The 26,300-nt window shown below is 67.2% G+C and carries 22 protein-coding genes; 12 read left to right on the forward strand and 10 right to left on the reverse strand.

Features of this window, described 5'->3' with window-relative positions:
- The 4 genes from ACQE2J_RS06330 to deoC all read left to right on the forward strand — a co-directional run bounded on the left by ACQE2J_RS06330 (window position 1) and on the right by deoC (window position 4,012).
- Window positions 1-1,284: an ABC transporter permease gene (locus tag ACQE2J_RS06330; RefSeq protein ID WP_426937310.1), complete on the forward strand. Its 1,284-nt coding sequence runs from the start codon at window positions 1-3 to the stop codon at window positions 1,282-1,284.
- A 152-nt stretch (window positions 1,285-1,436) separates the two neighbouring features.
- Complete coding sequence (locus ACQE2J_RS06335) at window positions 1,437-1,895, forward strand: cytidine deaminase (RefSeq protein WP_276606438.1); 459 nt, start codon at window positions 1,437-1,439, stop codon at window positions 1,893-1,895.
- A gap of 70 nt (window positions 1,896-1,965) precedes the next feature.
- Complete coding sequence (locus tag ACQE2J_RS06340; RefSeq protein ID WP_426937311.1) at window positions 1,966-3,255, forward strand: thymidine phosphorylase; 1,290 nt, start codon at window positions 1,966-1,968, stop codon at window positions 3,253-3,255.
- A 109-nt stretch (window positions 3,256-3,364) separates the two neighbouring features.
- The gene (gene deoC / locus ACQE2J_RS06345) at window positions 3,365-4,012 is read left to right on the forward strand and encodes a deoxyribose-phosphate aldolase (protein WP_426937312.1); all 648 of its coding nucleotides are present in this window, start codon (window positions 3,365-3,367) and stop codon (window positions 4,010-4,012) included.
- 67 nt (window positions 4,013-4,079) lie between these two features.
- On the opposite strand, the gene ACQE2J_RS06350 is transcribed toward deoC, so the two are convergent.
- Window positions 4,080-5,915, reverse strand: a complete 1,836-nt coding sequence (locus ACQE2J_RS06350; protein ID WP_425119736.1) for a phospho-sugar mutase — start codon at window positions 5,913-5,915, stop codon at window positions 4,080-4,082.
- 63 nt (window positions 5,916-5,978) lie between these two features.
- Window positions 5,979-6,788, reverse strand: a complete 810-nt coding sequence (locus tag ACQE2J_RS06355) for a purine-nucleoside phosphorylase (RefSeq protein WP_426937313.1) — start codon at window positions 6,786-6,788, stop codon at window positions 5,979-5,981.
- Between the two features lie 44 nt (window positions 6,789-6,832).
- On the opposite strand from ACQE2J_RS06355, the gene ACQE2J_RS06360 reads away from it, so the two are divergent.
- Window positions 6,833-7,879, forward strand: coding sequence for a GNAT family N-acetyltransferase (locus tag ACQE2J_RS06360; RefSeq protein WP_425119734.1), 1,047 nt, complete (start codon window positions 6,833-6,835; stop codon window positions 7,877-7,879).
- Here the strand turns inward: ACQE2J_RS06360 and ACQE2J_RS06365 are convergent.
- From ACQE2J_RS06365 to ACQE2J_RS06400, 8 genes are all read right to left on the reverse strand, one after another.
- A complete protein-coding gene (locus tag ACQE2J_RS06365) occupies window positions 7,840-11,667 on the reverse strand; it encodes an FtsK/SpoIIIE domain-containing protein (RefSeq protein ID WP_426937314.1) in 3,828 nt (1,275 codons plus the stop codon). The genes ACQE2J_RS06360 and ACQE2J_RS06365 overlap by 40 nt on opposite strands.
- Window positions 11,668-11,890: 223 nt before the next feature.
- Window positions 11,891-12,328, reverse strand: coding sequence for a pilus assembly protein TadG-related protein (locus tag ACQE2J_RS06370; protein ID WP_167854465.1), 438 nt, complete (start codon window positions 12,326-12,328; stop codon window positions 11,891-11,893).
- 1 nt (window position 12,329) lies between these two features.
- The gene (locus ACQE2J_RS06375) at window positions 12,330-12,824 is read right to left on the reverse strand and encodes a hypothetical protein (protein ID WP_426937315.1); all 495 of its coding nucleotides are present in this window, start codon (window positions 12,822-12,824) and stop codon (window positions 12,330-12,332) included.
- Window positions 12,817-13,224, reverse strand: coding sequence for a TadE/TadG family type IV pilus assembly protein (locus ACQE2J_RS06380; protein ID WP_426937316.1), 408 nt, complete (start codon window positions 13,222-13,224; stop codon window positions 12,817-12,819). The genes ACQE2J_RS06375 and ACQE2J_RS06380 overlap by 8 nt, the downstream gene beginning before the upstream one ends.
- A gap of 7 nt (window positions 13,225-13,231) precedes the next feature.
- On the reverse strand, window positions 13,232-13,477 hold the full coding sequence (locus ACQE2J_RS06385; RefSeq protein WP_426937498.1) for a hypothetical protein: 246 nt from the start codon (window positions 13,475-13,477) through the stop codon (window positions 13,232-13,234).
- Window positions 13,478-13,590: 113 nt separating this feature from the next.
- Window positions 13,591-14,529: a type II secretion system F family protein gene (locus tag ACQE2J_RS06390; RefSeq protein ID WP_426937317.1), complete on the reverse strand. Its 939-nt coding sequence runs from the start codon at window positions 14,527-14,529 to the stop codon at window positions 13,591-13,593.
- The gene (locus tag ACQE2J_RS06395) at window positions 14,526-15,536 is read right to left on the reverse strand and encodes a type II secretion system F family protein (protein WP_426937318.1); all 1,011 of its coding nucleotides are present in this window, start codon (window positions 15,534-15,536) and stop codon (window positions 14,526-14,528) included. The genes ACQE2J_RS06390 and ACQE2J_RS06395 overlap by 4 nt, the downstream gene beginning before the upstream one ends.
- Window positions 15,533-16,756: a CpaF family protein gene (locus ACQE2J_RS06400; RefSeq protein WP_426937319.1), complete on the reverse strand. Its 1,224-nt coding sequence runs from the start codon at window positions 16,754-16,756 to the stop codon at window positions 15,533-15,535. The genes ACQE2J_RS06395 and ACQE2J_RS06400 overlap by 4 nt, the downstream gene beginning before the upstream one ends.
- 387 nt (window positions 16,757-17,143) lie before the next feature.
- Here ACQE2J_RS06400 and ACQE2J_RS06405 point away from each other — a divergent pair, with 387 nt between their 5' ends.
- The 7 genes from ACQE2J_RS06405 (at window position 17,144) to ftsX (ending at window position 26,299) form a co-directional block, all read left to right on the forward strand.
- Entirely contained in the window at window positions 17,144-17,980 is an 837-nt protein-coding gene (locus ACQE2J_RS06405; protein WP_426937320.1) for a helix-turn-helix transcriptional regulator, read from the forward strand.
- Entirely contained in the window at window positions 17,977-19,077 is a 1,101-nt protein-coding gene (locus ACQE2J_RS06410) for a hypothetical protein (protein WP_426937321.1), read from the forward strand. Before ACQE2J_RS06405 ends, ACQE2J_RS06410 begins: the two co-directional genes overlap by 4 nt.
- Window positions 19,074-21,836 carry a multicopper oxidase domain-containing protein gene (locus tag ACQE2J_RS06415; RefSeq protein WP_426937322.1) on the forward strand — a complete coding sequence of 921 codons (2,763 nt, stop codon included), beginning with the start codon at window positions 19,074-19,076 and terminating at the stop codon, window positions 21,834-21,836. Before ACQE2J_RS06410 ends, ACQE2J_RS06415 begins: the two co-directional genes overlap by 4 nt.
- A gap of 166 nt (window positions 21,837-22,002) precedes the next feature.
- Window positions 22,003-23,229, forward strand: coding sequence for a globin domain-containing protein (locus ACQE2J_RS06420; protein WP_135541480.1), 1,227 nt, complete (start codon window positions 22,003-22,005; stop codon window positions 23,227-23,229).
- 182 nt (window positions 23,230-23,411) lie between these two features.
- On the forward strand, window positions 23,412-24,536 hold the full coding sequence (gene prfB / locus ACQE2J_RS06425; RefSeq protein ID WP_135541478.1) for a peptide chain release factor 2: 1,125 nt from the start codon (window positions 23,412-23,414) through the stop codon (window positions 24,534-24,536).
- Window positions 24,537-24,698: 162 nt separating this feature from the next.
- On the forward strand, window positions 24,699-25,388 hold the full coding sequence (ftsE, locus tag ACQE2J_RS06430) for a cell division ATP-binding protein FtsE (RefSeq protein WP_135541476.1): 690 nt from the start codon (window positions 24,699-24,701) through the stop codon (window positions 25,386-25,388).
- A complete protein-coding gene (gene ftsX, locus ACQE2J_RS06435; protein ID WP_135541474.1) occupies window positions 25,385-26,299 on the forward strand; it encodes a permease-like cell division protein FtsX in 915 nt (304 codons plus the stop codon). The genes ftsE and ftsX overlap by 4 nt, the downstream gene beginning before the upstream one ends.
- Window position 26,300 lies beyond the last annotated feature (1 nt).

Here is a 26,300-nt window from a genome sequence, read left to right on the forward strand (position 1 = left end):
ATGACTGCTCAGACCGTGGAAACCACACCTTCATCCCAGGTCAAGGCGCTCGCGCCGATCGCCTGGAAGTTCCCGATCGTCTACTCGATCCTGGCTCTGGTCTCGTTCGTCTTCTTCGGCCTCATCGGCCGTGACGGGGAGACGACCTTCCGCTTCGCCAGCGGCGGAGACTTCTTCGCGATCCCCGACTTCGTCGTGTCCTCGACCGCGGCAGGACTGGCACTGGGCATCCTGCTCGTCATCATGGCCGCCGTGTCGATCTACTTGAGCGTCAAGCGTCTCGACATCGGATCCTGGTTCCCGATGCTCTTCGGCATCCTCTTCGTCGTGTCCTTCCTCGCCTGGGCAGGCGGCGGATCCGGCGGAGTGATCCCGCTGACGACGCTGCTCGCCGGTGCCCTGGCCCTCTCGGTGCCGCTGATCTTCGGCGCCATGTGCGGTCTCGTCGGCGAGCGTTCGGGCATCATCAACATCGCCATCGAAGGACAGCTGCTGGCCGGTGCCTTCCTCGCCGCGGTCGTCGCCTCGGTGGTGAAGAACCCGTACGCGGGTCTGCTCGCGGCCCCGATCGCCGGTGCCCTCGTCGCCGTGATCCTCACTTTCTTCGCGGTGAAGTACTGGGTCAACCAGATCATCATCGGCGTGGTCCTCAACGTGCTCGTCGTCGGTGTCACGAGCTTCCTCTACTCGACCGTCCTCACTCAGGACCCCGAGCTGTGGAACGCCCGCCAGAAGCTGCCGAACCTGCCGATCCCGCTGCTGTCGGATATTCCGGTGCTCGGACGGGTGCTGTTCGATCAGAACATCCTCGTCTACATCATGTACGTCGTCGTCATCGCTCTGCAGATCTTCGTCTTCCGCTCGAAGTGGGGTCTGCGGATGCGGGCCGTCGGCGAGCACCCGAAGGCCGCGGACACCGTGGGCATCAAGGTCAACTTCACCCGCGTGCGCAACACGCTGCTCGCCGGTGCCATCGCCGGACTCGGCGGCGCCTTCTTCACCGTCGGCTCCGGACTGGCCTTCGGCAAAGAGATGTCGGCCGGGCAGGGCTATATCGCTCTGGCGGCGATGATCCTCGGCAAATGGAACCCGAAGGGTGCCCTGTTCGCCGCGCTGCTGTTCGGCTTCTCCAAGAGCCTCGGCAACACGCTGCAGTCGATCGGCACCCCGGTGGCCAACGAACTGCTGCTCATGCTGCCCTACATCGTCACCGTCTTCGCGGTCGCCGGCTTCGTCGGTCGGGTCCGCCCGCCGGCGGCGGAAGGTGTGCCCTACGTGAAGTGAGTCCATCCTCGGCGACGTGATCGCACCACCCCTCGAGAACCCAACAGTCGCACTCTGCAGGAAGAGGTATCCCCATGGCTGTCCCCGACACCCCCGCACCCGAACACGGCGCCTCCGGGCACGACCCATCCGGGCACGACGCCTCCGAACACATCTGGAGCGAGGAACCCACCCCGGTCTGCCCCGATGACCTCAGCGAAGGCACCTGGGAGCTGCTGCGAGCCGAAGCGAAGCGGGCGATGACGAAGGCCTATGTGCCGTACTCGTCCTACCCCGTGGGCGCGGCCGGACTCGTCGACGACGGGCGCATCGTCGGCGGCTGCAATATCGAGAACGCCTCGTTCGGTGTGACATTGTGCGCCGAATGCTCGCTCGTCTCCGACCTGCTCATGTCCGGCGGGGGCCGCCTAGTCGCCTTCGACTGCGTCGACGGGGACGGCAACACCCTCGTCCCCTGCGGACGCTGCCGGCAGCTGCTGTTCGAACACGGCGGCAATGAACTCATCCTCAATATGCCCAGCGGACGGTCCCCGCTGTCGGTGGTCCTGCCCGAAGCGTTCGGGCCCGACCACCTGAGCGCGGGCCGGACCGACCACAACGCGAAACACTGACACCCTCACCGAGGTGGCCCGCCGATGCGGGAATCACCTGCCGGTGCGCTGACAACGAAGGACTGAGACCGTGACTGTAGAGGCATTCGACACCGTCGACGTCATCGCCGCCAAACGCGATGGCCAGGCTCTGAGCAAGGAGCAGATCGACTGGGTGATCGACGCCTACACCCGCGGCGTCGTCGCCGAGGAGCAGATGGCCGCGCTGGCCATGGCGATCTTCATCAACGACATGGAGCCGGTCGAGATCGCGAACTGGACGCAGGCGATGATCGCCTCCGGTGAGCGGATGGACTTCTCGTCCCTGACGCGGCCCACCTCGGACAAGCATTCGACCGGGGGAGTCGGTGACAAGATCACTCTGCCCCTGGCTCCGCTGGTGGCGGTCTTCGACGTCGCCGTCCCGCAGCTGTCCGGACGCGGACTCGGCCACACCGGTGGGACCTTGGACAAGCTCGAGTCCATTCCGGGCTGGCAGGCGGGGCTGAGCAACGCGGCGATCGTCGACCAGCTCGAGGACATCGGCGCGGTCATCTGCGCCGCCGGCACCGGTCTGGCTCCGGCGGACAAGAAGCTCTACGCCCTGCGCGACACCACCTCGACGGTCGACTGCATCCCGCTCATCGCCTCGTCGATCATGTCGAAGAAGATCGCCGAGGGCACATCCGGCCTCGTCCTCGACGTCAAGGTCGGCTCCGGGGCGTTCATGAAGGATCTGAGGAAGGCTCGGACACTCGCGCAGACGATGGTCGACCTCGGCAAGGCCGCAGGGGTGAACACCTCGGCGCTGCTGACCGACATGTCGACACCTCTGGGTCTGACCGTCGGCAATGCTCTCGAGGTGCGCGAATCCGTCGAGGTCCTCGCCGGCGGTGGACCGGCCGACGTCGTCGACCTCACCGTCGCACTGGCCGAGGAGATGCTGCGCCTGACCGGCAAGACCGATGTCGACGTGCGCGCCGCGCTGTCTGACGGGCGGGCGATGGACGTCTGGAAGCGGATGATCCGGGCACAGAACGGCGACCCTGAGGCACCGCTGCCGGTCGCCGAGCACACCGAGGTCGTCACCGCGACTGAGTCCGGGGTGCTCACGAAGCTCGACGCACTGTCGGTGGGAGTGGCCTCGTGGAGGCTCGGTGCCGGGCGCGCCCGTAAGGAGGATCCGGTTCAGGACGTCGCCGGCATCGAACTCCACGCCAAACCCGGTGACAGCGTCACCGCCGGTCAACCGCTCATGACTCTGCACACGGCGACTCCGGAACGTTTCTCCCGGGCGATCGCATCGCTCGACGACGCGGTCGAGATCGGTGGGGACGCCGCCTCGGTGCCGGAATCGATCGTGTTCGAAAAGATCACCTGAGTCAAAGACCACTGCAGCGTCGGTTCTGTGCCGGTCCCGGCGCCGCTACGCTGGAACCAGCGCATTCGAAGCCGCCGAAGACCCTGCACCAATCATCTTGGAGGAACCCATGACCAGCCGTTCGGACGTCGCCGCGATCATCGACCACACCCTGCTCAAGCCCGAAGCCACCCCCGCCGATGTCGAGGCGCTTGTCGCCGAGGCGAAGGAGCTGGGCGTGCTGGCCATCTGCGTGTCTCCGTCGATGCTGCCGGTCACCGACCCCGGTGAGCTCGTGGTCGCCACCGTCGTCGGGTTCCCGTCCGGGCAGGTCAAGGCCGAGGTCAAGGCCGCCGAGGCCGTCCGTGCCGTTGCCGACGGTGCCGCCGAGGTCGACATGGTCATCAACATCGGCCAGGCCATCGCCGGTGACTTCGACGCCGTCGAGGCCGATATCCGCGGAGTCGTCGAGGCCAGCGGGGACTCCCTGGTCAAGGTCATCATCGAATCGGCGGCGCTGAGCGATGAGCAGATCGTCGAGGTCTGCCGCCGTGCCGAGGCCGCCGGGGCCGGCTTCGTCAAGACCTCCACCGGTTTCCACCCAGCTGGTGGTGCCAGTGCACACGCGGTGGCGCTCATGCGCGAAACCGTCGGTGACCGCCTCGGCGTCAAGGCCTCCGGCGGGATCCGCACCGTCGAGGCCGCCGAAGAGATGATCGCCGCCGGTGCCTCCCGCCTCGGCCTCTCCGGCTCCGCCGCAATCCTCAACTCCCTCTAATTGCTACCCGACGGCGGCCCAGCAACCTCGCGCGAGGTTGCTGGGCCGCCGTCACGTAGCAATTGGGTCATAGTCCGAAGTAGGTTTTGAGTTCGGTGCTGATCGAGGTGAGACGTTCCCGCAGTGCGGGTTTGAGCGAGGCACTCGCCGAGGTGGCCGGCAGTCGCACTCCCGCGCTGGCGGCCGCACGCGCATCGGCATCGGTGGCTGCCTGGAGTTCGGTGGGCTCGGCCACGACCTCGAGGTAGCACTTGAGCTTCGGTTCCGTGCCGGAGGGGCGGACGATGACCCTGGAACCCGAATCGGAGAGCAGCAGGATCCCGTCGGTCGGGGGCAGTCCCTGGTATCCGGTCGAGAGATCATGGACCTCGGCGACGGGGGAGCCGGCCAGAGTGGTCGGTGGGTTCTCCCGCAGCTTGGCCATGGCCGTGGCGATGAGGGAGACGTCGTCGAGGCGGAAGCTCAGCGGGGCGGTGGCGAAGAAGCCGTCGCGCCCCCGGATCCGATCGAGCTCGGCCTCGATGCTCGACCCGTCCGCCTTGAGGCGCGAAGCCAGGGCCGCGAAGGTCACTGCCGCGGAGATTCCGTCCTTGTCGCGCACCGCCGCCGGGTCGACGCAGTAGCCCAGCGCTTCCTCATAACCGAAGACGAGACCGGCGACGCGAGAGATCCACTTGAAGCCGGTGAGCGTGTTCACCGCCGCGAAACCGTGACCGGCGGCCGCTGCGGCCAGCGCGCGAGAGGACACGATCGAATTCGCGAACACCGGCGCAGCCGAGTCCGCTCCCTGCCCTGCATGGTGCGTCCCGGCTGCCAGTCGGGTGGCGGCATCCTCGCCGAGGAGGAGCCCCACCTCGTCGCCGGACAGCTGCCGGTACCCGGTCGCCGCAGAGGGATCCGGGATCGCCGCGGAGAACCGGTCGGCATCGGGATCGTTGGCGATGACGAGTTCCGCACCGACCTCCCGAGCAAGTTCGTAGGACTCGTCGAGGGCACCGGCCTCTTCGGGGTTCGGGAAGGCCACGGTCGGGAAGTCAGGATCCGGTGCCTGTTGGGAGGCCACCGGATGGAGGTTCGTGAAGCCGGTGCGCATCAGTGCCGCCTCGGCGACGCCGGCTCCGACACCGTGCAGAGAGGTGAGGACGATCGACAAGTCGGACTCCGCCCGCACACCCAAAGCATCGATGCGGCTCAGGTAGGTCTCGACGATCTCCTCGCCGAGGTGTTCCCAGCCGGATTCGGCACGCGGCACCGAGGCGACGGAATCGACCGCCGCGATCTGCTCGGCGATGAGGGCATCGGCCGGACTGACGATCTGTGCTCCGGCTCCTGCCTCGGCCGCAGCCTGATCGGGTTCGATGGCCAGCAGCGGGCGTCTGCCCAGATAGACCTTATAGCCGTTGTCCGCCGGCGGATTGTGACTGGCGGTGACCATGACACCGGCATCGGCGTCGAGGTGGGACAGAGCGAAGGCGAGCAGCGGAGTCGGCAGCTGTTCGGGAAGCTGGATGGCTGTGCCGCCCGCAGCAGTGATGACAGCGGCGGTATCGGCGGCGAAGTCCGCAGACTTGTACCGGGCATCGCAGCCGATGACGACGCGGAAACCCTCCCCGACGGTGTCTGAGAGGAACGAAGCGAGTCCGGCGGCGGCACGGATGACCACCGCCCGATTCATCCGATTCGGTCCCGCGGCGATCTCGCCGCGCAGTCCGGCCGTGCCGAAGGCGAGGGGGCCGGCGAACCGGTCCTCGAGGTCGGCGGTCGCGGCGACGTCCCCGGCTTCGGCCTCGGCGAGGATGTGCTCCAACGTCGTGGCTGTCTGCGGATCGGGGTCATCGGCGATCCAGGCGCGGACCACCTCGGCGTCGAATCCATTCGTGAAGCGATCGGCTACGCGGGTCATGTTCGGTCCTTTGCGAGTTCGCGGTGAGGGGGTGGGGAAGGCTGCGTCGTCGAAAGCGCAGGCTCAGAGCTTCGCGACGATGTCGGCAAGCAGCTGCGAGATGCGCGGGGCAGCGGCGACGCCGGCTTCGATGACCTCGGCGTGGGAGAGCGGGGTCTCCTGGATGCCCGCGGCGAGGTTCGTCACCAGTGAGATGCCCATGAGTTCGAGACCGGCCTGCCGGGCGGCGATGGCCTCAAGCGTCGTCGACATGCCCACGAGGTCGGCGCCGAGGACCCCGGCCATGCGCACCTCGGCGGGAGTCTCATAGTGAGGTCCGCGGAACTGCGCGTACACGCCCTCATCGAGGGTCGGGTCGATCTCTTTGGCGATGCCGCGCATGCGCGGCGAGTAGAGGTCGGTGAGGTCGACGAAGTTCGCGCCCTCGATGGGGGAGGTGCCGGTGAGGTTGATGTGGTCGGAGATGAGCACCGGGGTGCCGGCGGCCCAATTGCGGTTGAGCCCGCCGCAGCCGTTGGTCAGCACCAGGCTGGAGCAGCCGGCCGCGGCAGCGGTGCGCACACCGTGGGCGACGGCGCGCACACCCTTGCCTTCGTAGTAGTGCGTGCGGGAGCCGAGCACGAGCGCATGCTTGCCGCTGGCTTCGATGCGCACGGTGCGCAGGGTCGCGCCGTGCCCTTCGACTGCAGGAGCGTGGAATCCTGGGACCTCGGCGGCCGAGATCTCGGCGACGGTTTCGCCGAGGAGGTCGGCCGCCCCGCCCCAACCGGAGCCGAGGACGAGCGCGATGTCGTGGGATTCGATGCCCGCGTTCGCGTTGATGGTCGTGGCCGCGGCATGGGCGGCGGCGGTAGGATCGCTTAAGTCAGTCATGACGCCAAGATTATCAAGTTCCCCACCGCCCAAGGAGCGAGCACATGCCGATTCGAGAGCTGAGCGACGGCGACGATCTGCGCCTGAACGAGGTGTTCGCGGATGCGACCACTCCGGCCGGTCATATGGCCCGGTCACTGTTCCGTCCGTCCTCGGATTCTCCGCTGATCCGCTCCGTCATCGCCGAGGTGGTCCCCGACGTCCCCGTCGGTGCCGCCGCGATCGCGGAGTCCCCGCTTCACCCCCACCGCGCGTGGGTGCACGTCGAGGTGGCTGCCGAGGAGCGGGGCCATGGGCAGGGTCGTGAACTCTTCGACGCCGTGTGCGCCGAAACGCGGGGAACCGCGATCGAGGGACTCGACCTGCGAGCTCGTGTGCAGGCCGGCAGCGCGGGGGAGCGTTTCGCTCAGGCACTCGGGTTCACCCCGCTGACGACGACCCGTGTCATCAAGGTTCCCGCCGGTGCTCTGCCGCCGGCCGGGGGCGGGCGTGCCGAGGATCTCGAGATCGTCGCGACCGGTTCGGTGAAGCTGACGAAGGCGTTCCTCGCCTGGTACACCGCGGTCAACCGTGACGATGCCGTCGGTCCGCTGACCATCGGACAGGTCAACAATGCGTTCCTCTCCGAAGCCGCCGGTGCCCACGGTGCGGCCCTGCTGAACGGTGCAGCCGGGACCGCCGAGGCGGACGGGCTCAGCGCCTTCGCCGTGTCCTATGCGCGGGAGGCCGATGAGACCGCCGGAACTCTGCCGGCCGCGGGCGAAACCGGTGCGGGACATTCGGGTGCCGACCGAGCCGAGTCGGCCGTCGTCGACCAGTCCGTGGAGGAGGCTCCGACCGAGCTCATCCTCGGGTCGATGTTCGAAACCCGCGAGGATGCGGCCGACGCAGCCGGTGAGGACTTCGCCGCAGCCGTCGCCGATGCCGAACTGCTGTTGGCCCGACTGTCCGTCGACGCCGATGTCGTCATCGAAGTCACGAGCGGAATGCCCGTGATCTCGGCGCTCGCCGACAGTCTGCTCGCATCGGGTACGGCCACCGAGCTCTACCGTTATGAGACGCTTTCGGGGTCTCCTGCCGACGGGAGCTGATCGGCGCCGACTGTGCACCGGCCCGCCTTGAGCCGAAACATCCTCCGCCCTTCGTCGGCAGTGAAGAGGCGGACAGGGCGAGCCTGAACCTCGGTGACGAACCAGCCCGTTCCCGGCAGCCCATCGAGCGGGGCCTGTCGCAGCAGTCCGAGTCCGGTGAGATCCTGTCGCGTATGCACCCCGAGCACGAGCAGAGGTCCGAGATTCTGTGCCTTGGCCAGAGGGGAACCATAGGCGGGAGTGAACCGTGTCGGCACGGTGAGCACATGGAATCGTCCGTCGAGCGGATCCCAATCGCCGGGCTCTGACTCCCGGTGGGCGTCATCGTGGACGGCCACCGCGGCCAGACGGCTCAAATGGGCCGCGAACTCGGTCTTGCCGCTCTGCGGTGAGCCGCGAACCGTGAGCACGGACCCGTCTCGCAGCGGGTCCCACGTGACGAGCTCACCGAAGGCATCGACGCCGATGGGAATGCGGTCCGGTCCTGTGAAAGCACCGGTCATCCCTGCGCCGGGATCTGCATCATTCGTCCCCGCGCCGACGAGGCCGTGCGGTGTCGGCGCCAGTGCGGTTCCCGCCGGGTCTGCCAGACCTCGCCAACGCGGTGCGAAAACGCCGCTGTCGGTCGGTTCGCCGAGTGCAGGGGACCGATGGCTCCTCGCCATGTCAGCGGGAACGAGCTGCACATCGGCTCCCTCCCCTCCGCAAGCCTGCACCCGGGGTCCTCGGATGACGGCTCGGAAACCCGGCCAGGTGCCTGCGAACCGCTGCCGGCTGAGGCCGAAGTTCGTCCCGTCCTGACCGGCCTCCGGCGGGAAGATGATCTGAGTGGCGAACCGTGAGTTCCTGCCCGTCATAGTCCGGCAGCCGGCAAGCAGAAGATCAAGACCGAAAGCGGCGCCGTGACCGACCAATCGTTCGATGCGCTCGGCCCAATAGTGGTCGAGCGAGTCGACGAGTTCGGCCCAGTTGCCGCAGACCAGCAGACTCGGAGGTTGTCGGCCGACTCGCGCGTGCGGACCAGTTCGTGCATCCGAGTCCGGTGGTGTCTCTGCCCCCGTGGCGAGATGGTCGAGCACCGCCTGGATTCTCCACCCTGCGTTCATTCCGCAGGTGATCTCGGCCCCTTCGAGTGCACCGGCGATCCGGCCCAAAGCGATGATGCGCCGTTTCGGTCCGGCAGCCCGGGCCATCGACATGAGCACAGAATCCACGACCGCAGGGTCTCCTCCGGTGAGGATCGTCGACCCGTCCACATCCGGGTCGAAGGTCCACAGCTGCTGGCGCTGCTCGGCCGGAATATCGATGATCCCCGTGGCAGCAGCCGCGCCCTGCACACCGGACGAGGCGACCCCGAGCTCCGTCCCGCCGGCCATCTCTTCCGGATCGGGCAGCGGTGGGACCACCACCTGGCGCATCTCCGCACGAAACCTGCTGTCACCGGCCGCGGCGATGATGTCCGCGACACTGACGCCTCGAACCCCACCGGCTGCGGACGGCATCGGTCCCCGCACCCAGGGCCTGACCCGGGGACGGAGAGCCGCCTCGGTGCGGGAATCGGTTCCGAAGGGAACGGCGACACGGAACGAAGAGACGCTCATCCCATCGTCGATGCAGGCGGCACCGGGCTTGTCCGCGGGCAGCAGGGCGGCGGCCTCGGTGCCGATGACGTCGAAGGAATCGGTCTCATCGCGGACCCGCAGGCACACACGGATGTTGATGTTCGCCTTCATCTGCCCGGTCACGACGCCTAAGGGCCGCTGGGTGGCGAGGATGAGGTGGACGCCGAGGGATCGTCCGAGCGCGGTGAGGTGTTCGAGCAGGTCAGCGGCGCGCGGGTGCGTGGCCATCAGCGCGTGGAACTCATCGATGACGACGACGAGGCGCGGCGGCGGGTCGGTGAGCTCCTCGATATCGGCGCATCCGTGATCGGCCAGCATTCGTTCCCTGCGGGTGATCTCGGCACGGATCGACACGAGTGCGCGGAAGGCGAGGCCCGAATCGAAATCGTCGAGCACGCTGTCGGTGTGCGGCAGATCCTGCAGCGGGGCGAAGGTGGCACCGCCTTTGAAATCGACGAGCACGAAACGCAATCGCCGAGGCGACAGCACCAACGCCATCGACAGCAGCCAGGTCTGGAGGAGCAGCGACTTTCCGCTGCCCGTGGTGCCCGCGACAAGGGCGTGGGGGCCGTCGGCGAACAGGTCGATGCCGACCTCCCCGTCGGCACCGCGGCCGATGATGACCGGTCCCGGCCGGCCGGCTCGCCACCGCGCGGTGATGGCCTCCGGTGCGTCGTCGCACAGTTCGCCGAGACCGTGGCTGGGCCAGGGCTGACAGCCCTGGCCCGTATCGCCGCGGCGGTCCAGGGTGACGAACCGGGCAGCCGGCATGAGCGTGGCGGTCAGCGGCCTGCCGGGAACCGGACCGTGGAGTGCCGTCGAGGAGGTGGTGTGGGCTTGAGCGAGAGTGCCCACCGACAGCGAGATCGCCGAGGCGGGGCGTGGGCCCGACAGCGTCAGGACGCCGCGGCCGGTGCGCTCGTCGAGGCGGACGGTGATGGTGTCGTCGATATCGTGGCCGGCGCGGCCGAGGAGGAGCTCGGATGTCTGTGCGGAGTCGGCGGAGACCGTCGTGCCGGCCAGTTCCGGCAGCTCAGCGAGTTCGGGGCCGGGACGCCAGGCATAGCGGCGATCGGACAGCCATGCGAACGCCATGGTGCGCAGCACGACGGGATCTCCGCTGGCCGTGACGGTCGTGGTCAGCGGATCGATGCGGATCGGCATCGCGTCGAGCACGATGCGTCCGTCGACGTGGTCGATTCCTGCCTGCAGCTGTTCATCGACGGTGAGGCTGCTGAGGATCGGACCGAAGCCCAAGCACAGACCCGGTGCGGTGAAAGCACTGCGACGGTGTGCCGCCACGAGTTCATCCAGCCGATTGCGCGCGTCAGCGGTCGCCGCGGAACGGTCCCGGCGGCATTGCCGGCAATCGCGGGTGAAACGCTTCTTCTCCACAAGGTAGGCGACGTATCCGGAGATCGGGGCGGAGATGCTGAACAGCAGGAACCACCACATGCCGGTGGCTGCGGCCAGCACCACCCCGATGCCGATCGGGATGAGGAAAGTCCACCACTGCGGGGGTCTGGCTGGGCGCGGATCGTCGACCGTCTTCGGGGCGATGTGGACGTCGTCGGCCAGTGCCTGCGGCGGGGACCGGATCTGCGGAGCATGTGCGGCCGTCGACGACGCGGAAGGGGAGTCGGAATTCGGATCCGTTCCGCGGCGTGAGTCCGTGTCCGGACTCGGAGCGAGGACAGTCGCTCCCAGAAGGCTGATTCCCTGACCATCGGTGGCATCGAGCGTCAGCAGCTGCGGCTCGCGCGAAATGCACGGGTCGATGACGGTCAGCGACTGCTCATGCGGCAGCCGGGACAGGCTGAGACGTCTCGGATCGACGGCGAGCGCGTACCCCGAGTCCGGTCCGGCGAGGACCGACACCACGGCCGGCTGCAACGCGGCACGATGATCAACGCTGCGGTCGACCGTGCGCAGGGCATTCGCGCCGATGACGGTGATCGGATTGAGGTTCAGCCACCGCCCCCAACTGATGCGCTCAAGACTCCCACCGGGGCACCGGTTGCCCGTTTCAAGGCCCTCAGGCAGCAGCTCCGGGCCGAAGGCGGAGCGGAAGACCTCGAGAGCCGAACTGTCCGCGTCGGCCTCGACGCTCACGCTTGTGACTGCTCCGTTCGTTTCGATGCGGTGGACGAGGCCCAGGGTTCTCATGGCCACAGCTTGTTCGGGGCGAACGGGTGAGGCAAGAGGTCGAAGAGGACCTGTGCATATGCCCCGGCCGTCCACAGGCCGGCGGTGTGCCAGTGAGTTCGCCGCCCACAGGAATCGGTGTCGGAGTCGGTCGGGTACTCCGGGTCCGACAGCCCGCTCTCCGACCCGGCAGCCGGCTCCCTGGGCCCACTCGACATCCGTGACGAGGCGAACGGCTGACTCGTCAATCCAGGCGGAGAGCACCCCGTGCGTAGGCCGTGGCATGGAGGTCGATGAGTCCGGGTACGAACGGTGAGAGCAGAGCCGGGGAGTACCGGGCCTCGATCCGGATCCGCACCGAATGCGTCCCATCCGCGTCGGCGCTCAACCGCAGATCGTGCATGTCCTTCGGGGTCGGAGCGGCGCTGAGGTAGCGCCCGGCCGCCCGTTCGGCCGCGCGAGGTGAGAACACGAGCCCGGGCTCGTCGCCGGGAGCGGGTTCGAACGAGTCCGACGCCGCCAATGCCGCAGAATCGGCCAGGCCCTGCAGCTCCCGCCTGGCCATGTGCAGGTCGGTCAGGGCGGCGATGAGGAAAGCGAGCAGCAGCGCGATGACGACGAAGCCGATGGCCAAGGGCGTGATCGACCCGGAATCCGATTCATGGGAGCCGTCCGCAGCCATCTCACTGGTCTCCGACGGCGACGACGTCAGTGTGGTTGGCACGCAGAGTGATGTGTGGGGCATGTGCGGAGCCGAAGAGCAGCGGGAAGCCGGGCAGGATCACCTTCGTCTCCACACGTGCGGTGACGAGAGAACCCGCCTGTCCACAGGGACCGGTGCACGAGTAGGTGATGGAGGTCGGTGCATCGCGCAGCCCGAAGTCCGCGAAGTGCATCTTCGCCACCTCCTGGGCCCGAGCTTCGGACGGGTTCGCGTCGCGGGCGGCGATGCGGGAGGCGGACATCGCCGTCGAGGTGGTCGCATAGCTGGCGGCCTGCAGCTGAGAGAGGGTGAGCATGAGGTAGATGACGGGAATGAGCAGAACGACCGAAGCGAAGATGAACTCGATGACGGCGGTGCCCGTGTCAGCCCCACCAACAGGGTCAGCCCCGCCAACAGCGTCAGCTCCACCGACCGCGTCGACTTCCTCGGGTGCCTCCAGCTCGCGCTCAGTCACGGTCGATGTCCTCGACGATGGAGCGTCCACGCAGATCCCAGACTTCGGCCGGTCCCCACAGGCCGAGGACGGGCAGCGGTGTCCGCACCCGGACCTCGACGATCTCGACCGCACCTCGTCGTGAGGTCGAGACGGTGACCTTCTGCGCATAGCGCTCGCCGACGGACACACGGATGAGATCGCTCGTCAGCCGTTTCCCGTCGCGGGGGCTCTGATCGGCCAGGCTCGCCTGCCGGGCCCCGGCGATCGCGGAGTCGATGACCGTGTTGCGGACATGGATGACGAGCCCGATCTGCAGGGCACCGGCAAGAATGAGCGCCAGCAGCGAGGCGACCAGCGCGAACTCGGCGACTGCCGAACCCGAATCGGTGAAGTCATCGGTCAGAGCGTCTTCAGCCACCGCGTTGTCACCCGGCCCCGCGGACCTTGTTCATCGCATCCTGGAACATCGAGGTGAACGCCTCACCGGCCAGTGCCCACAGGGCGACCACGAGTCCAGCAGTCATCAGAGTGATGAGCACCCACCCGGGCACATCTCCACGATCGGGCGGGTCGACATCGGCTGTGAGGTCGGGGTCGATGTCCCGGTCGGCCGCCTCGGTGATGGTGGGGCCATCACGGCGAGGAGGCGGGGCAGGGATGAGCGCGAGCATGAGCAGGATGAGTCGGCTGCCGAACTGGCGGAACATGGTGTCTCCTTCTTCTGTGCGGATGGATCGGACGGTCACGGATTCCGTCGGGAAGCAATCGGGGGCGGACCAGACGGTCACGGGCTGAGGTCGAGCACGGTCAGGGACGGGAAGACAGCGAAGATGACGGTGACGGGAAGGACGAAGACGACCACTGGAACGAGCATGCCGATCTCTTTGCGGCCCGAGAGCTCGAGCAGGCGTCGGCGTGACTGTTCGCGCACGTCAGCGGCCTGGGAGCGGAGGACTTCGGCCAAAGGCGTGCCGCGGGTCATCGATACTGCGAGTCCGTCGACGAACTGGACGATCTCGGGGATCGCGATCCGCGTGGCCATCCCGTCGAGTGCCTCGACCAGAGGGGTTCCGGTGCGGGTGGCGGCCAGGGCCGCGCGCAGTTCGTCGATGAGATCACCCGAACAGGTCCGACACACCCGTTCCAGCGCCTCGATGATGCCCTCACCTGCGGTGATGGACAGGGCGAGGAGTTCCGCGACGGTGGGGAACTCGGCCAGCACCCGGGACTCGTGACGGTTGATGGCCTGGCTCAGGCGCCAATCGTTGAAGATATGACCTGCGATGCCGCCGCTGATGACAAGGACGAGCGTGACGATGGGGGAGAACCCGCGCTGAGCCGACAGCAGCCCGGCCAGACCGCCGGCGGCGATCATTCCCACGAGGATGCTCAGCACCTGATTGATGCGGAACTTCTCGATCGTGGCATTCCCGCCGAGGCGGTCAATGCGCAGCCGCAGAGTCGCATCCGTGGTGATGCGCGAGGTCACCCACAGCGTCGACGTCAGCAGCACTGACTTCGCCAGTCCCAGGAAGCCCTCGGCACGCGGCGTCGGCGGAGCATAGACATCGATCAACGACTCCTGATCGCGCAGATAGGGCGCGATCCGTGATGACAGGGTCGGTCGGCGCAGCGGCGGAAGGGAGAGGACGAAGACACACAGGGCGAAGCCGTTGAAGAGCCCGAGGGCGAGGACGGACAGGGGATCATCGAGGATGTTCATGCCGCCCGACCGTCCCGTGAATCATTCGTCCCGGACGCACCGAAACCACGGAAGCCGGTGCTCGCCTGCGGATCGGCCTCGCCGGCAGAGCCCTCAGCAGCGGCGTACGTGCGGTGTGCCGCGCTGAGGGAGGACCCTTCGATGACGCGAGGTTCGGCAGGGAGCCGACCGATGCGCTTCATCGCCTGATACGCGAGCAGAGAGATGACGAAGCCGGAGGCCAAGAGCAGCAGTCCGGTCCGGGAATTGTAGGCGGTGGCCGTCTCGGGCCGGGTCGAGAGGAACGCGAGCACCACCCAGGGTGCGGCGACGGCCAGCCGGGCTCCATTGACGGTCCACTGCTGTCTCGCGGACAGCTCGTTGCGTGTGCGGGCGTCATCGCGGACGAACTGAGCCAGGGCCCGCAGCATCGTGCCCAGATCGCTGCCGCCGACCTGCCGGGTGACGCTGAGGGCAACGACGATGCGGTCGGCCACCGGGTCGGCGCTGACTTGGCGGAACCTCTCCAACGCGAGTGCGAAGGACCCGCTGGCTCGGTATTCCTCAGCGAAGACTTCGAACAGCGGCCGCAGCGGTTCCGGACCGCGATGGGCCAAGGAACTGAGCGCCTCGGGCAGAGACAGCCCCGCCCGGACACCGGAATTGAGATGATCGAGCGTCTCCGGCCACAGCTCCCGACGCATCACCTGCTTGCTGCGGGCCCGATGCTGCAGAAGCCGGTGGGGCAGCCAGGAGGCGAAGAGGCCGAAACACAGGGCGATCGCCCACGACCCGGTGAACACGGTCGCGAGGACCGCGACGACACCGAACACGGCAACGCAGATGAGCAGCAGATGCCCGGGCCGCAGCCGCGGAAATCCCGCACCGGTGAGCATGTCGTCGAGTTCGCGCACCCATCGCCGCTGCGTCCGTGCTCCCTGCGGACGCTGCCACAGAGACATCCAGATGAGGAACAGCCCGGCGCCGAGTCCCGCGCCGATGAGCAGAGCGAACTGCGAATAGCTCACGCCGCCTCCAGAACGGCGTGCAGGTCCCGACCGATGCCGGTAAATCTCTCGCCGAGGTGGCCGAAGCCCTGACCGCGGACGAGCGTTCCGCGCGGCGAATGGAAGATCGTATCGAGTTCGACGACATCGCCTTCGACTCCACCGGGGACAGCGCAGATCTCGTCGACACGGCGGACCCCGTTGGGATCGCGTCGCAGGTGGACGACGACGTCGAGGCTGACGGCAACGGTGGGAACGACGAACGCCGAGGAGATGTTCGCCCCGGCCAGCAGCGGCAGGGTGCAGATCTTCGTGATCGCCGCGCGTGCCGAGTTCGCATGAATCGTGCCCATTCCGGGCAGGCCCGAGTTGAGTGCCACGAGGAGGTCGAGGCTTTCGGCTTCCCGGACCTCACCGACGATGATGCGAGTCGGCCGCATCCGCAGCGCCTCTTTGACCAGGGCCCGCAGGGTCACTTCGCCGGTGCCTTCCAGGGACGGCTGCCGGCATTGCATGGGCACCCAGTCGCGGCTGGGCAGGTTGAGTTCGAAGACCTCTTCGCAGGAGATCGTGCGCTCCCTGGCAGGAATCGACCCGGCCAGAGCGTTGAGCATCGTCGTCTTGCCGGCCTGTGTGGCACCGGAGACGAGGATGTTGGCTCCGCAGGCGACGGCCCCGTCGAGGAACTCGGCGGCACCGGGGGTGATCGAGCCGGTGGCGACGAGGTTCCTGAGATTGCGTGGCCGAGCGATGAACTTGCGGATATTCACTGCCGGGTGGGTGCGGGTGATATCGGGAAGGACCACGTGCAGTCGGGACCCGTCGGGCAGGATGGAATCGACGAAGGGCTGGGACAGGTCGACGCGGCGACCCGAGGTGCGCAGCATCCGTTCGATGAGGTCATCGAGTTCGCCGGAGCTCAGCTTCGTCGTCGTCAGTTGGTGGACGCCGTCGACGGCGATGAAGACCTCACTCGGGGAATTCACCCAGATCTCCTCGACGTGCGGATCATCGAAATAATCCTGCAGGGCGCCGAACCCCGAGAGCTGATTGTCGATCTGGCGAAAGGTCGCTTCTCTGTCTTCGAGCAGCGGCAGATCGGCGACGAGGCTGCGTTCGTCGTACTCGGCGATGACGGTGCGTATGAGCTCGCGAGAACGCTGTATATCGGCGCGCGGGTCCACGTCGAGATCTCTGATCCGCTTGTGGACCTCGCTGGTGATGACATCGGTGGCTTCCACTCTGAACCCTTGCCCTGATCATTCGAATGACAGCGAGATTTGCTTTTTAACCTAGCTGTAGTCGAATGAAGAATCCAGTGATTTCTGCAATCTGTGGATAACGCGATCGAGGGTATTCAAATGCTGACTCTGTAGTTTCAGGCGTGTCATTTCGGGTATGATCCAACCACCGGCAGCTCGCGACCGATGGTGGACTTCACTCCTGCCGCAAGCGCGACGCCGTCTGAGCCGACGTGCTGACTCCACCTGAGCCGCGCCGCCGGCGGGATGAATAGGATCTCCCGCCGGCGGCGCTTTTGGGCCCACGCGGGAAGTTCCGCGATCACTCGCCGAGGCGGGCCCGGGCGGCGTATCCACGGACGAGTACCATTTATTACAATGGGAATCGTGAAAAACAGACGTGACCGCTCAGACAGCGACTCCGCGGCTCTCGGACCGGAGCCGGCGGTCCCGCAGGCGGGCCTGACGCCGGCCGTTGCCTTCGTCCACGAGCACCTCGCGGCACAGGCCGGGGCCGTGACGATCTCGGCGCTGGCCGCAATGACCGGACTGCATCAGAACACCGTGCGCGAACACCTCGATCAACTCGTCGAGGCCGGTGCGGCCACGAAGTCCAAGGCCGCCTCCTCGGGCCGCGGCCGACCGGCCTGGCTGTATCGAGCGATCGGGTCACCGCGGAAGGGAGCATCGGAATACCTCGGTCTCGCCTCGGTGCTGGCCGCGCAGATCGATCGCACGAGCCCGAATCCGCGAGCAGACGGGATCGCGGCCGGAATCGACTGGGGCCGCGAACTCGCCCGAGGCGTCGCCGAAATGCGGGTCGACGCCGAGGAGGCCGCCCCCGCCGAATCGACAGCGACCGACGAGACTCTCGCCCTGCTCGACAGTCTCGGCTTCGCGCCTGAACCCGTTCCAGCGGAAACGACGGACGCCGGCCGACGCAGCTTCCGTCTCACCCGCTGCCCCCTGCTCGAAGCCGCTCACGAATACCCGGACATCGTCTGCGGCGTCCACCTCGGCCTCGTCCGGGGCAGTCTCGAGTCCTTCGGCGGACCCGGTGCCGACAGCGAACTCGAGCCCTTCTCCGAACCCGGGGCCTGCCGCCTGCACCTGCACGACGACATGGTCGCCGATTCTCCAACCGCGCCCGCCGCCGATCCGCAGACCGCGCCGGCATCCGGTGAGTCTGCCGGTCCCGCCGCGACCCGAAAGCCGCTGAAGTGATCCGCCGCCTCGCCTTCCTCCTCCCCGCCGGACTGGCCCTGCTGGCCGGTCTCGATGCGGCACTCATGCTGCTCGGCGTCTGGGCCCCGGTCGCCGGTGACGATCTGCCCGAACTCCACGGCATCCTCATGGTCTTCGGCTTCCTCGGCACGGTCATCGCTCTGGAGCGAGCCGTGGCTTTGGCCCGCCCGGTAGGTTTCCTCGCTCCCGGCCTGCTCGGGCTCGGCGCCATCGCCGTGCTCACACCGGCTCCGCTCATCGTCGGGCAGCTGGCCCTGCTGGCCGGCAGCCTTGCCCTCACCGTCCTCTACATCCCTCTGTTCAGACGCAACCTCGACGATGCCATCCTCGTCCAGGCCATCGGGGCAGCGCTGCTGGCCGGGGCCGGTCTGATGTGGATCGGGGGAGCCCCTGTCTCCGGCCTCATCGGCTGGCTGACCGGCTTCGTCGTGCTCACGATCAGCGCCGAACGACTCGAGCTCGCTCGGGTGAGCATCAGCGCACCGGCCACCCGCATCTTCCGACTCCTCGTCTCCGTCTTCGTCCTCGCCCTTCTCGCCTCTCTGCTGTGGCCGGCGGCCGGAGGACCGGTGCTGGGCATCAGCCTGCTCAGCCTCGTCGCCTGGCTGGTGGGCAATGACGTCGCCCGCAAGACCGTGCGCGCCCCGGGGCAGACCGGCTTCATCGGTGCCTGCCTGCTCGCCGGGTACGTATGGTTGGCCGTGGCCGGACTGATCTGGACATTCGGCGGCCCGATCACCTCGGGACGTGGATTCGACGCCCTCGTGCACGCGGTCTTCCTCGGCTTCGCGCTGTCGATGATCATGGCCCATGCCTCGGTGATCCTGCCCGCGGTGCTGCGCATCCGTCTGCCCTACCACCCGGGCTTCTGGATCCCGGCCGGGCTGCTGCACATCAGCCTCATCCTGCGCATCGGCATCGGTGACGGACTCGACCTCGGCTGGGCCACACAGCTGGGCGGAGTGCTCAACGTGCTCGCAGTCCTCGGATTCGCCATCGTCGCGGCCTCCTCGGCGATCACGGCGACGAAGAAGCGTACCGGTTCGGTCGCTCGCAGATCGGAGCCCACCCGATGAGCCCGCAGCTGTCCTCACCGCGCGAGCGTGACGACGACCTCGGCATCGGGCGCGGACGCTGGCTCATCCGCGACATCCCCGTCGTCATCTGGCTCGTCTTCCTCCTCGTCATCATCGCCGCCCATCCGGGCCTGCCGGTGGCCCGCTGGCTGATGATCCACCTCCTCGTCCTCGGCGCGGTCAGCCATTCCATCCTCGTCTGGTCCCAGCACTTCGCCCAGGCGCTGCTGCACACCCCCTCGACAGCGGCCAGCCGCCGCAGCCAGAGCCTGCGCCTCGGGCTGCTCAACATCGGCACCCTCGTCGTCATCATCGGCATGATGGCCGGCATCTGGGCACTCGTCATCCTCGGTGCCGCGGCTGTCGTCGCCGCTGTCGTCTGGCACGGGGCCTCGCTGTGGAACGGGGCCCGCCACGCGCTGGCCTCCCGCTTCGCCGGAACTCTCCACTACTACGTCGCCGCGGCCGGGATCCTGCCGGTCGGCGTGACCTTCGGCGTCATCCTCGCCGATGACCTCGCCGACCCCTGGCACTCGCGGCTGCTGGCCGCCCATGCGCTGCTCAACCTGCTCGGCTGGATCGGCCTGACCGTCATCGGCACCCTCATGACCCTGTGGCCGACGATGCTGCGGACGAAGATCGTCCCCGGCGCCGAGGTGGCCGCCCGTCGCGCTCTCCCGCTCCTGCTCACCGGCCTGGTCATCGCTCTGGCCGCGACCCTGTTCTCGGCCCCCTGGGCAGCCGGCATCGGGCTGCTCGCCTATCTGGCCGGCATCGGACTCATCGCCCGGCCCTTCGTGCTCTCCGCAGCGGCCAAACCGCCACGGGAGTACCCGACCTATTCGGCCGCAGCCGCAATGGTCTGGCTGGTCATCTGCCTCCTCGCCACGGCCTGGGTGTTCTTCACCTCCGCGGATTGGACTTCGGCCACCCACGGGTTCACCTGGCTGACCCCCGCACTGGCGGCAGGCTTCGCCGCACAGATCCTCTTCGGCGCCCTGTCCTATCTCCTGCCCGTCGTCCTCGGCGGAGGGCCGACGGCCGTGCGCGCCGCGAACCGGGAATTCAACCGCCTCGCGGCCTTCCGCATCACGATCATCAATCTCGGCCTGGCGATCTGCCTGCTGCCCGTGCCCAGCTGGGTGAGAGTCCTGTGCTCAGGGCTCGTGGCGCTGGGGCTGGCACTGTTCCTGCCCTTCCTCTTCCGCGGCCTCCGCGCCTCCCGCAAGGCCAAGGCGAACCCGGACATCCACCGGACGAAACGTCCGACGAAGGAGCAGCGAGCCGCCGCATCCAAACTCGACGACCGGCGTGCACTGGCATCGGCGGCTGCGGGCATGGTGCTCGTGCTCGTCGCCGTGGCCGGGGGAGTGGCCCTCGACCCGAACGCCACGACCGCGGTCACCGCGCGAGCCGCCTCGGCGGGGGTGACGCCGACGGGGGAGACCACAACGGTGCGCGTTGAGGCGAAGGACATGCGCTTCAGTCCGGACAGCGTCGACGTGCCCGCCGGCAACCGGCTCGTCATCGAGCTGAAGAACACCGATGACGAGGACGTCCACGATCTCGTGCTCGACAACGGCGTCGACAGCGGACGGCTCAGCCCCGGCGCATCCGCCACCGTCGATGTCGGCATCGTCGGCGAAGATCTCGAGGGCTGGTGCTCGATCGCCGGGCACCGGCAGATGGGAATGGTCTTCGCCGTCAACGCGATCGGCGGTGCCGGTGAGAATACGGCAGCAGGCCATGATGACTCCGGCGACTCCGGGGATTCCGACACGGACGGCATGGCCGGCACGGATCACGGCGGACACGGAGGCATGGATCACGGCAGCGGCAACGGAACCTCCGGCAGTGAGGAATCCGCGGCCGGTGACCTCGACTTCATGGCCGAACCCGGAGCGGACTTCTCTGCCCGCGACGCGCGGCTGCCGCAGCCCGATGAGTCGGAGGAGCCGAAGACGATCAGGAAGACCTTCACCGTCACCGAGGAAGAACGCGAGGTCGCCGTCGGGGTCAAGCAGAAGCTGTGGCTGTTCAACGGCACCATGCCCGGTCCCACCCTGCGCGGGAAGGTCGGCGACCGGTTCGAGATCACCCTGGTCAACGACGGTTCCATGGGCCACTCGATCGACTTCCACGCCGGCGAGCTCGCCCCCGACCAGCCGATGCGCACGATCGCCCCCGGCGAATCGCTGACCTACACCTTCACGGCCACGCACTCGGGTGCCTGGATGTACCACTGCGCGACGATGCCGATGACCGACCACATCGCCAACGGCATGTTCGGCGCAGTGATCATCGATCCGCCGAAGCTGCCGGAGGTCGACCGCGAATACTTCATGGTCCAATCCGAGCTCTATCTCGGACCCCAGGGCGGAATCGTCGACTCCGACAAGGCCGCCCGCGAGGAACCCGATGCCGTGGTCTTCAACGGCTTCGCCAATCAGTACGATCACGATCAGCTCAAGGCGAAGGTCGGCGAACGGGTACGCATCTGGGTCGTCGACGCCGGCCCCAACCGGCCGAGCGCCTTCCACATCATCGGCGGACAGTTCGACACCGTGTTCAAGGAAGGCGCCTACCGACTCAAACCCGACAACGAGGAGCAGGGGGCGAGTCAGACGCTCGACCTGGCCGCCTCGCAGGGCGGGTTCGTCGAACTCGAATTCGCCGAGGCGGGGCACTATCCCTTCGTCTCCCACGTGATGGTCGATGCCGAACGCGGTGCCCACGGGATCGTCGACGTCACGGATTGAGGCGATCGCCCCGCTGTGACTGCGAGGGCGGTACGAAAAATCTCACATTCTACAGCGTGTAGAAAACATTCTACGCGCGGAAGTACGGTCGAAACTGCAAGAAGAACAGCGACCTGGAAAGGCCGTTCCCGCTGCGCGGCGCACGGGCGCCGCAAAAGGAGCTGAAGTGATCTCCCAACCCGCTCTCGCCATCGTCAGGGACACCCTGCCCGTCATCGGATCCGCGATCGGTGACATCACCCCGATCTTCTACGACCGGATGTTCACCGCCCGTCCCGACCTGCTGCGCGACCTGTTCAACCGAGGCAACCAGGCCCAGGGTGAGCAGCAGAAGGCCCTGGCAGGGGCGATCGCGGCCTATGCCAGTCTGCTCGTGTCCGAGGATGCCCCGAACATCGATGCGATGATGAGCCGGATCGCGAACAAACACGCCTCCCTGGGCATCACCGAAGACCAGTACCCGATCGTCTACGAGCACCTCTTCGCCGCCATCGGTGAGGTCCTCGGCGAGGCGGCCACCCCCGAGGTCGTCGACGCCTGGACCGAGGTCTACTGGGACATGGCGAACACTCTCATCGCCGCCGAGCGCGATCTCTACGCCCGGCACGAGGTGGACCCGGGCGAAGTCTGGTCCGAACTCGTCGTCGTCCGCCGTCGCCAGGAGTCCCCGCAGACCGTCAGCCTCGTCCTCGCCCGCCCCGATGGGGAGGTCCTGCCGCAGGCCCGTCCCGGACAATACATCTCCGTCCAGGTGCAGCTGCCCGACGGCGCCCGCCAGATCCGGCAGTACAGCCTCACCCGGGCGACCTCGCGGGTGTCCTGGACCGTGACGATCAAGGCCGAACCCGGCCGCACCGAGGCCGGCATCCCCGCAGGCGAGGTCTCGAACTTCATCCACGGCAACGTCTTCGAAGGCGACGGGCTGCGCTGCTCCCTGCCGTACGGCGACCTCGTCGTCGAAGAGGCCGAGGCCCCGCTGCTGCTCGTCTCCGCCGGCATCGGCTGCACCCCGATCCTCGGTGCCCTCAACGACCTCGTGTCCAAGGAGTCCCAGCGTGAGGTCACGGTCCTCCACGCCGACCAGTCCATGGCCACTCACGCCCACCGGCAGGAGATGGCGCAGCTGGTCGGTCAGCTGCCCGGGGCCCGGATGCATCACTGGTACGAACAGCTGGGTGCCCGGACGACGACCGAGACCGTCCACGAAGGATTCATCGACCTCACCGAGGTGAGCGTGCCCGCCGACGCGCAGGTCTACCTGTGCGGCCCGCCCCCGTTCATGCGCGCTGTGCGCCGCGGACTCGACGACCTCGACGTGCCCGAGGACAACATCCACTTCGAGGTCTTCGGCCCCGACACCTGGGCCACGGTTCCCGAACTCGTTCCCGCCTGAGGCGGGCCGGTGTCCGGCCTGTCTCGGGCAGGTGTTCTGCCCGGGTCGGGCCCGTCCCCGCGCGGGCGGGCTCATCCCCGGTGAGCCGGGGGATTCGTCGGATGCGCGCCGAGGTGGCCCCACCTCGGCGCGCATCCCTCGATTGAGGGCGAGGCACGGGCATGCTTTAGAATCGAGTCATTATGGCCACCACTGATTACCCTTCTGAAATCGCCAACCTCCGCCAGACGTACAAAGCGATTCTCGACGTGTCCGACCTGGAGAATCTGCGTGACGAGGTCTCTGAGCTCACGGAGGAGGCGTCTTCGCCGACTTTCTGGGACGACCCGGACTCGGCGCAGAAGACCTCGGCCAAGCTCTCCCACAGGCAGGGCACCCTGGAGAAGCTCGAGAAGTTCGGTGAGCGCATCGACGACGCCGAACTGCTCGTCGAGATGTCCCAGGACGAAGGCGACGCGGACTCCCTTGCAGAGGCCGACCGTGACATCAAGAAGCTCCACGATCAGCTGGCCGAACTCGAGATCTCGACGCTGCTCAACCACGAATACGACGAACGTTCCGCTGTGGTGACCGTGCGCTCGGGCGCCGGCGGCGACGATGCCACCGATTGGGCGCAGACGCTCACGCGGATGTACGTGAGGTGGGCGGAGAACCGCGGCTACAACGTCCAGGAACTCGACACCTCCTATGCTGAGGGCGCAGGCATCAAGTCGGCGACGATCCAGATCAACGCCCCCTACGCCTACGGCACCCTGTCCGTCGAAGCCGGCACCCACCGTCTCGTGCGCATCAGCCCCTTCGACAACCAGGGCCGACGCCAGACCTCGTTCGCCGCTGTCGAAGTGGTCCCGCTCATCGAGTCGACCGACCATATCGACATCGACGAGAACGACCTGCGCATCGACGTCTACCGGTCCTCGGGCCCGGGCGGTCAGTCGGTGAACACGACGGACTCCGCCGTGCGCATCACCCACGTTCCCACCGGTGTGGTCGTGAGCATGCAGAACGAGAAGTCCCAGATCCAGAACCGTGAGGCCGCGATGCGCGTCCTCCAGTCGCGTCTTCTCGAGCGCAAGCGCCAGGAAGAGGCCGCGCAGAAGAAGGAGCTCGCCGGCGACATCAAGGCCAGCTGGGGCGACCAGATGCGCTCCTACGTCACGCACCCGTACCAGATGGTCAAGGATCTGCGCACCGGGTACGAGGTCAACAACCCCTCGGCGGTCTTCGACGGCGACCTCGACGGACTCATCGAAGCCGGCATCCGCTGGCGCAAGGAACAGGAGATGGCCGAAGAGGCCGACGCCTGACCTTCTGACGGTCAGCCTCCTCGGCGAGGTCGGCCGTCTCATCGCGGTGACTGTGAACTTCATTCGGATCGCAACACACGCCCGGCCGCCTCCCCGAACATCACGGAACTGTTACGTACAGTGGAACCGGCCGAGCCACCCGCGACATGATTGAAGACGAACTTGATCAGATTCGACTCCGTTTCGAAGTCTTACGACTCACGCTCCCGCAAGGCACTCGACGAGATCTCGTTCGAAGCTGACCGTGGGGAGTTCGTGTTCCTCGTCGGCGCATCCGGTTCGGGAAAATCGACGGTCATCCGGCTCATCCTGCGAGAAGAGGTGCCCACGACCGGACGCATCCACATCGCTGGAAAATCCGTTGTGAAGATGCCCAGCTGGAAGGTGCCCTACCTGCGGCGGGGGATCGGAACCGTGTTCCAGGACTTCCGTCTGCTGCCGAACAAGACCGTCTTCGCCAACGTCGCCTTCGCCCTCCAAGTGATCGGGAAGTCCCGTGCGGCCATGTCGACGCTCGTGCCCGACGTGCTCGAGACCGTGGGCCTGGCCGGCAAGGAGAAGCGGTATCCCAGCGAACTCTCCGGCGGTGAGCAGCAGCGTGTGGCGATCGCCCGCGCCGTGGTCAACAAACCGGGAATCCTGCTCGCCGACGAGCCCACCGGCAACCTCGACCCGACGACGAGTGCCGACATCATGAACGTGCTCGAGAAGATCAACCGCAACGGCACGACCGTGCTCATGGCCACCCATGACGGCGAGATCGTCAACCGGATGCGCAGACGCGTGATCGAACTGCGCGAAGGCACGATCGTCCGTGACGTCGAAGAGGGCACCTACGGAGTCGCCTCATGAGGGCCGGTTTCATCCTCTCCGAGGTGTGGTCGGGCCTGCGGAGGAACTTCTCCATGGTGCTCTCGGTCGTCCTCGTGACCTTCGTGTCCCTGCTCTTCGTCGGCGCCGCGATCCTGCTGCAGATGCAGGTCGGGCAGATGAAGGATTTCTGGTACGACCGCGTGCAGGTCTCCGTGTTTCTGTGCCCGCCGGATTCGGAGGCGACGAACTGCGTCGACGGTGAAGTCACCGGCGATCAGAAGGATCAGATCCGGGCCGAACTCGAAAGCTCCGAACTCGCCCCCTATGTCGACAAGGTCTACTTCGAGGGCAAGTCCGAGGCCTACGACCACTTCCAAGAGCAGTTCAAGGGCACGAGCCTCGAAGGAACCGTGCCCGAGGACGAGATGAGCGAGTCCTTCCGGGTCAAACTCAAGGACGCCGAGAAGTACGACATCATCAAGGAGACGTTCTCCTCGACCCCGGGAGTTGAGGAGGTCGTCGACCAGAATCAGCTGCTCGACCGGCTGTTCGGGGTGCTCAATGTCGCGACCATCGTCGCCGTGGCCATCGCGGGAATCATGCTCATCTGCGCGATGCTCCTCATCGCCACGACCATCCGACTCTCCGCGTTCTCGCGGCGGCGGGAGACGGGAATCATGCGGCTCGTCGGTGCGTCGAACACATTCATCCAGCTGCCGTTCCTGCTCGAGGGCGTCATCGCCTCGGCGATCGGCGCGAGCCTGTCCGCCGGCGCCCTGGGCCTCCTCGTCCACTTCGGTGTCAGCGGTTGGCTGCAGGGGCAGGCGACCGGGTTCAGTCTCATCTCCGGGTGGGACGTCCTCCTCATCGCTCCCGTGCTCATCATCATCGGCGTGCTCATGGCCGGTGCATCTTCGCTGATCACCCTGAACAAGTACACGAAGGTCTGAG

The sequence above is a fragment of the Brevibacterium sp. LE-L genome (assembly GCF_050214925.1).
Classification (GTDB): Bacteria; Actinomycetota; Actinomycetes; order Actinomycetales; family Brevibacteriaceae; genus Brevibacterium.

Coding starts and splice junctions, on each gene's coding strand:
- ACQE2J_RS06390 (WP_426937317.1), bottom strand. CDS start 14,529: ATGAACATCCTCGATGATCCCCTGTCCGTCCTCGCCCTCGGGCTCTTC.
- ACQE2J_RS06330 (WP_426937310.1), top strand. CDS start 1: ATGACTGCTCAGACCGTGGAAACCACACCTTCATCCCAGGTCAAGGCG.
- ACQE2J_RS06360 (WP_425119734.1), top strand. CDS start 6,833: ATGCCGATTCGAGAGCTGAGCGACGGCGACGATCTGCGCCTGAACGAG.
- ACQE2J_RS06365 (WP_426937314.1), bottom strand. CDS start 11,667: ATGAGAACCCTGGGCCTCGTCCACCGCATCGAAACGAACGGAGCAGTC.
- prfB (WP_135541478.1), top strand. CDS start 23,412: ATGGCCACCACTGATTACCCTTCTGAAATCGCCAACCTCCGCCAGACG.
- ACQE2J_RS06385 (WP_426937498.1), bottom strand. CDS start 13,477: ATGCTCGCGCTCATCCCTGCCCCGCCTCCTCGCCGTGATGGCCCCACC.
- ACQE2J_RS06350 (WP_425119736.1), bottom strand. CDS start 5,915: ATGACCCGCGTAGCCGATCGCTTCACGAATGGATTCGACGCCGAGGTG.
- ACQE2J_RS06370 (WP_167854465.1), bottom strand. CDS start 12,328: ATGGCTGCGGACGGCTCCCATGAATCGGATTCCGGGTCGATCACGCCC.
- ACQE2J_RS06415 (WP_426937322.1), top strand. CDS start 19,074: ATGAGCCCGCAGCTGTCCTCACCGCGCGAGCGTGACGACGACCTCGGC.
- ftsX (WP_135541474.1), top strand. CDS start 25,385: ATGAGGGCCGGTTTCATCCTCTCCGAGGTGTGGTCGGGCCTGCGGAGG.
- deoC (WP_426937312.1), top strand. CDS start 3,365: ATGACCAGCCGTTCGGACGTCGCCGCGATCATCGACCACACCCTGCTC.
- ACQE2J_RS06355 (WP_426937313.1), bottom strand. CDS start 6,788: ATGACTGACTTAAGCGATCCTACCGCCGCCGCCCATGCCGCGGCCACG.